Origin of the sequence: Actinomadura sp. RB99 (assembly GCF_014706005.1) — a bacterium.
In the GTDB taxonomy this organism is placed as follows: Bacteria; Actinomycetota; Actinomycetes; order Streptosporangiales; family Streptosporangiaceae; genus Spirillospora.
Map to the genome: position 1 here is coordinate 21793 of NZ_JABMCA010000100.1, position 6000 is coordinate 27792.

The 6000-nt window shown below is 74.0% G+C and carries 8 protein-coding genes; 6 read left to right on the forward strand and 2 right to left on the reverse strand.

The genetic code is table 11. From position 1 onward, the window contains the following. Nucleotides 1-118: 118 nt before the first annotated feature. A complete protein-coding gene (locus amrb99_RS45185) occupies nucleotides 119-613 on the reverse strand; it encodes a helix-turn-helix domain-containing protein (protein WP_190868262.1) in 495 nt (164 codons plus the stop codon). Nucleotides 614-720: 107 nt separating this feature from the next. Between amrb99_RS45185 and amrb99_RS45190 the strand changes: the two genes are divergently transcribed. Together amrb99_RS45190 and amrb99_RS45195 are read left to right on the forward strand one after the other, a co-directional pair. Then, nucleotides 721-2175, forward strand: coding sequence for an MFS transporter (locus tag amrb99_RS45190; RefSeq protein WP_190868263.1), 1455 nt, complete (start codon nucleotides 721-723; stop codon nucleotides 2173-2175). A gap of 94 nt (nucleotides 2176-2269) precedes the next feature. Beyond that, entirely contained in the window at nucleotides 2270-2455 is a 186-nt protein-coding gene (locus amrb99_RS45195; RefSeq protein ID WP_190868264.1) for a hypothetical protein, read from the forward strand. Nucleotides 2456-2598: 143 nt separating this feature from the next. Here amrb99_RS45195 and amrb99_RS45200 read toward each other — a convergent pair whose 3' ends face one another. Beyond that, nucleotides 2599-3144, reverse strand: a complete 546-nt coding sequence (locus amrb99_RS45200) for a hypothetical protein (protein ID WP_190868265.1) — start codon at nucleotides 3142-3144, stop codon at nucleotides 2599-2601. 120 nt (nucleotides 3145-3264) lie between these two features. Between amrb99_RS45200 and amrb99_RS50360 the strand changes: the two genes are divergently transcribed. From amrb99_RS50360 to amrb99_RS45220, 4 genes are all read left to right on the forward strand, one after another. Further along, nucleotides 3265-4131 carry a hypothetical protein gene (locus amrb99_RS50360; protein WP_206700363.1) on the forward strand — a complete coding sequence of 289 codons (867 nt, stop codon included), beginning with the start codon at nucleotides 3265-3267 and terminating at the stop codon, nucleotides 4129-4131. 44 nt (nucleotides 4132-4175) lie between these two features. Beyond that, nucleotides 4176-5045, forward strand: a complete 870-nt coding sequence (locus tag amrb99_RS45210; protein WP_190868266.1) for a PhzF family phenazine biosynthesis isomerase — start codon at nucleotides 4176-4178, stop codon at nucleotides 5043-5045. A 34-nt stretch (nucleotides 5046-5079) separates the two neighbouring features. Next, nucleotides 5080-5613, forward strand: coding sequence for a S26 family signal peptidase (locus amrb99_RS45215; RefSeq protein ID WP_206700364.1), 534 nt, complete (start codon nucleotides 5080-5082; stop codon nucleotides 5611-5613). 161 nt (nucleotides 5614-5774) lie between these two features. Continuing rightward, a complete protein-coding gene (locus amrb99_RS45220; RefSeq protein WP_190868267.1) occupies nucleotides 5775-5915 on the forward strand; it encodes a hypothetical protein in 141 nt (46 codons plus the stop codon). The last annotated feature ends 85 nt before the right edge of the window (nucleotides 5916-6000 follow it).

The window sequence follows — 6000 nt, forward strand, 5'->3', positions numbered from 1 at the left end:
GAAGGTCTCCTTCGTGGACTCGGATGTCGATCGGCACGAAGGAGACGGCGGCGGCGCCCGGCTTCCGGGCAGGGGTCAACGCATGCCCCAACCCTAACGGCCGCCGCGCCGAACGCGGTCAGTCCCGGCGCGGCAGCACGGCGCGGGCGAGGGCGTCGCGATCGGCCGCCTCGCGTTCGGCGGCCTCCTGCTCGGCGGCCGCGCGCCGGTCGTAGGCGGTGCGCGCCGCCGCGATGGCGTTCTGGTGCTCCTCCGTCCAGACGACCAGGGCGCGGATGGTGCCGTGGAGGGTCGCGCCCATCGGCGTCAGCGCGTAGTCCACCCGCGGCGGGACGGTCGGGCGCACCGTCCGGCTCACCAGCCCGTCGCGCTCCAGATGCCGCAGCGTGCGGGTCAGCATCCGCTGGCTGACGCCGTCGATCGCGCGCCGCAGCTCGGTGAAGCGCAGGCTCCGCTTGTCCAGCAGCGCGATCACCTGGAGCGACCACTTGTCGGCGATGCGGTCGAGGATCTGCCGCACCTCGCAGTCCGCGCGCTGGTCCCACTGGAGGACGTCGTCGTCGACGCCGGTATCCCCGCAGTAACCGAGGGACTCGAGAGTGCCGTCTTCCATGGTCACCGATGGTGCCCGACGATTACGCCGGTAACAAGAGGGAACCGGCGGGCACTCGGGGAACCGCCCCGGGGCGCGGTTCCCCGACGAGAGGGAGTCGAGCACCGATGTCCAATTCCGTCACCGGATCCGGCGGGCGCCCGGCGGGCCGCGCCTGGGGCGTGCTCCTGGTGCTGTGCGGCGCGATCTTCCTGGAGGGGATCGACGTGGCGATGCTGAACGTGGCGCTCCCGTCGATCCGGGCCGACCTCGGCCTGTCCACTGGGATGCTCAGCGGTGTCGTCAGCGCCTACGTGCTCGGCTACGGCGGGTTCATGCTGCTGGGCGGCCGAGCCGCCGACCTGCTGGGCCACCGCCGGATGTTCGTGCTGTGGCTGGCGGTCTTCCTGGTCTTCTCCGGGCTCGGCGGGCTCGCCACCGAGGGCTGGACGCTGCTGGCCGCCCGGTTCGTCACGGGCGTCGCGGCCGCGTTCATGGCGCCCGCCGGGCTGGCGCTGGTCACGTCCGCCTTCCCGGAGGGGCCGGCGCGCACCCGGGCGCTCGGCGTGTACGCGGGGACGGCGGCGGGCGGCTTCTCGCTCGGCGTTGTCGCGGGCGGCGCGCTCGCCTCGCTCGGCTGGCGCTGGGTGTTCTTCGCCCCGGTCGTCCTGTCGGCGCTGATCCTGGTGGCGGCGCTGGTCCTCGTCCGCGACGCCCGCGCCGAGCGCTCCCCGGACGGCTTCGACCTGGCGGGGGCGTTCACGCTGACCGGGGCGATGCTGCTGCTGGTGTACGGGGTCGTCCGGCTGGAGCGCGCCGGCGACGGCCCCTTCGTGACCGCCGGCGTGTTCGCCGCCGCGCTGGCGCTGCTGCGGCTGTTCGCCCGCGTCGAGCGCCGCTCCCCGTCGCCGCTGGTGCGCCCGGGCCTCCTGCGGACGGCCCCGCTCGTCCGCGTGAACGCGGCCGCGCTGCTGTTCCTGGCCGCGTTCGCGGGCTTCCAGTTCCTGGCCACCCTGTACTTCCAGGAACTGCGCGGCTGGAGCACGATGCAGACGGGCCTGGCCATGCTGGTGATCGGGCTGGACACCGTCCTGGCCCCCGTCCTGACGCCGCGCCTGGTGAACCGGTTCGGCAACACCCGCGTGCTGCTCGCCGGCATCGTGGTCGCCGCGGTCGCCTACGCGCTGTTCCTGCCCGTCGGGATGGACTGGACCTACGTCGCCATGCTCCCGGCGCTGTGCCTGCTCGGGCTGTCGTTCGCGCTGGCCTACGGGCCGCTGACCATGGCCGCCACCGACGGCGTCGCCGAGGACGCGCACGGCCTGGCGGGCGGCCTGCTCTACACCGCCATGCAGTTCGGCACGGCGCTCGGGCTGTCGGCCGTCACCGCCGTCGACGTCGCCGCTGGCGGGGGACTGGACGGACTGCGCGTCGCGCTGGTCGTCCCCGTCGCGGCGGCGACGCTCGGCGCGGCCGTCATCGCGTCCGGCCTCCGCACGCGCGCCGGGCGGGACGGCGTACCGCCGAGCGCGACGCCCCCGGCCGGGTCCGCGGCGGCCGGCTCCGCACGGGCCGCCGCCTGAGCCGGAGAATGAAGCGGGAAGAAAAGGGCATCTGTTGTCGCGGGACAACGGTCCGGCACCCGAGCCGGGCCGGTGGCGATGAGGAGTGACGGACATGAGCCTCTTCCAGCGGTTCTCACGGGCCCGGGCGGGACGCCGGACCAGGGCCGCCGAGCGGCGCCGCACCCCGAGCTTCCGCGAGATGCGCGCGCAGATGCGCACCGCGAAGGCCGAGGCCGACCTCCTCGCGACCGAGGAGCGCATCCACATGGAGGCCGCCCGGATCCGCAGCGGGCGCTGAGCGGCACCGCACCGTTCGAGTCGCGGACGATCGCGGACGACGGAACCGCGCGGCCGGGAGCACAGGGCGCTTCCCGGCCGCGCGCCGGCTCCGTCACCGGCGAAACCGCGCCCACGTCCGGCGGGCGGCCGCGTGCTCCGTGGTCAGGGGCGCCGGTCGGCGATCGCCATCGCCCATTCGTAGAACGCCGCCCGGTCGCCGAGTTCGGCCTGGAGAGCGGGGTCGATGACGGGAGCGTTGGCGGCGGTGAGGAGGTCGAAGAGGCCGAGATGGACCCATTCCCAGACCATGGCGTCGAAGTTGTAGGCGAGCATGAGCGGGGCCAGCCGCTTCCGGACGGCGGTGATCTCGGTCGGAGTGAATCCGGCGCGGTTCAGCCGGACGATCGTGGCGCGTTCCTGATCGGCGTCGATCCGCGTGTCGAGGAACGGTTCGAGCAGATCGGCCCACGTGTCGGGACGCGACGCCTCGGCGATCCCGTGGCGGCGGCAGAACGCTTCGAGATCGGCCTTCCGCTCGCGGGGGACGAACAGCGTCTCGCCGGACGCGGTCCGGATCTCGGGCCTGATGGCGCGCCAGTCGGCGTCGCGGATCCGGGCGGGCGCGACCATTCCCGCGGGGTGCACCGACGCGCCGCGAAAGCCATAGCTCAGGAAACGCACGTGGTCCTCGGCGAAACGCACGTCCATCCGCTCAGAATGGTCTTTCACCGGAGCGTGCGGTAGGCGGCCGGACTGTGAGGTTCGCCGCTCTCCGGCGCCCGCGGGGCGGGTAGGGTGCCGTGGAACGGCACGCGGGAGGTCCGGCGAATGGACGAGGCGCAGGCGATTTCCTTGGTGGTGAAGTGGATCCGCTCCCACGGCCTGGACTACCCCACCGAGGGATTGGAGGCGGACCGCTTCGACGCCGGGTGGAGCGTGTGCGCCCCGGTCGAGGTCGACGAGACCGACCCCATGGCGTTCCTGGAGATGCCGGTGGGCAGATCGGTCTTCCTGGTGGGCGACTCCGGCCGCATCGAGGAGGTGTCGTCGTCCGTTCCCCCGCAGCAGGCCGTTGACCGTTTCGTCGCGCAGGAACGCGCAGGCTCCACCGGCTCCACCGGCCACGGAATGGGCTCCGACGAGTACATGGCCGATTTCGTGCGGTGGCTCGAAGAGGACGGGCCGGAGGAGGAGCAGGACGCCGACGGGATCAGGATCGTCGGCCCGCTGCCCCACGACCCTCTGGCCGGCGACGACATCGACGTGGTCGCCGCAGAGGCGTCGATGCTGATCGAGCCGATCGTGCAGGAACTGGCCCTCCTCGGGCCGCCCGAATGGGAGTGGCTGTGGGCGGAGTTCGCCTTCACCATCTCCGCCGAGATCGCGTACCTGCGGTTCTCGTCGTACCACCGGTCGGTCGTCGTCCCCGTGCCGGAGTCGGTCGCCGCGCTCGTCCGCGAGCAGCGGCACGCGGTGGCGCTGATGCCCTCCGGGCCCTGGTGGCGGCTGCTCCTCACCGTCACCAATCGCGGTGAGACGACCGTGAACTACGACTACGGCGACGGTCCCTTTCCCTACGACCAGCTGCTGGCGCCCGAGCATTACCAGAACGACCTCGAGGCGTATCCCCGGCCGCGCGTCCCCGCATGGCTCGCCCGGTACATCGAGGGGCCGGGGGAGCGGCGCCCGTCCTAGCCGCGCCGGGGTCGCCCGCGCCGGGCCGCCGTAGGATCCGGATCATGGACGCACGCGGTCAGGCCGCCACGATCGTGAACGCATGCCGGCGGGACGGCGGCGGGGGCAGCCCGACCGCCGTCCTGGACGACCGGCCCATGACCGACGCCGAACGCCGCGCCGTTCCCGTCCGGATGGGAACCTCGCACGCCGTTTTCCTTTCGCCAGGCGGCGACGACCATTCCTGTGCGGCCGTCTCGGTGCGCTTCTTCACCGCCGAGGGCGAGCTTCCCGCGTGCGGCCACGGGACGGTGGCCGCCTTGGCCGTCCTGGCCGAACGCGCCGGCAGTGACGACTTCCGGGTTCTTCTCCGCACATCGAAGCGCGTTTTCTCGGGCGGTTCCGTGCGCGACGGAAACCGTTTCGAGTGCACGTTCGATCCGGGGCCGGTGGAATTGCGGGACGCGACCGCGGAGGAATGCGAACTGATGCTCCCCGCGCTCGGCGCCACCCCGCCGGCGCCCGGAGACGGTCCCCGCGTGGCGTCGGTGGGGCGGCCCCGGCTGCTGGTCCCCGTCGCGGACCGGGCCGCGCTGGCGGCCCTGGCCCCCGACCTCGACCGGCTGCGAGCCGCGTGCGATGAGCTCGGGCTGCTCGGCGCCTACGTCCACGCCATGGATGGCGGACGCGGCGCCGCCCGCATGTTCGCGCCGTCCATCGGCGTCCCCGAGGACATCGCGAACGCCAACAGCACCGCCTGCCTGGCCGCCCACCTGGCCGGACGCGGTGACATCGAGATCACCGTGGACATGGGCGACGCGCTCGGCGCGCCGTCCGCCGTCACGGCCGTCGCGCGGCGGGGCCCGTCGGGGCCGTCCGTGCGCGTCGGCGGCGTCGCCGCGATCGAGCGGACCACCGTCCTGCCGCTGCTGTGAGCGGCCCGCCGGCGGCGGCTACCATCGGTCGGCCATGAGCCGAATGTCGAATGCGCGGGGACGGCTTCCCGGGGGCGCGGGCCTCGCGGCGGCGGGCCTCGCGGCGGGCGCGCTGGTGGCGCTCGGGTGGGCGCGCACCCGCCTGGTGGTCGTGACGGTCGACGGCGCGAGCATGCTGCCCACGCTGCGCGACGGCGACCGCGTGCTGGCGCGGCGCCGGCCCCTGCACCGGGTGCGGCGCGGGGACGTCGTGGTGCTGGAGCCGCCCCCGGACGGCCCGTACCTGCCGGGTCCCGCGGGCGCGGACGGACGGACCTGGAACGTCAAGCGCGTGGCCGCCGTCCCCGGGGACCCCGTGCCGCCGGGGATCGCCGGCGAGGGCGGCACGGTGCCGGACGGGGCGCTCGCGGTGCTCGGCGACAACCCGGACAGCGTCGACTCGCGGCAGCGGGGCCTGTACCCGGGGGACCGGTTGCTCGGCGTGGTGGTGCGCCGTCTGACCATCACGCCGGCGTCGCGTCAAGAGCGGGCGGCATGGCAGAAAGCACCAACGCCCGGCGGACCTTGATCGCAGAGTGCACAAGACGGGGACGGGCGGCGGCCGGCCCCTTGTCGGTGCAGATCGCCGGGGTTAGCTTCTGGGCCAGCGAGCGCTGATCATCTCGGCAGCGTGCGCCGGTCGGAACCCCGCAGCCGGCTCGGCCCGGCTCGACGTGAGGAGATCCCCCCATGATCCGTGCAGTCAACCGCATCGGCGACCGCCTCCTCAGCAGGATGCTGCCGAAGACCACCGCCCGCGCCGAGGCCTGCTGGTGGACCTCCACGGGCATCCACTGCTGCATCTACGCCGGCAAGACGTACTGCCGCTGAACCGGCGCGGCCCCGGCCGGCGCCGTGCCCCGGCGATCAGGCGCACGGCGCCGGCCGGCCCCGCGCCGGCCGGCCCCGCGCCGGC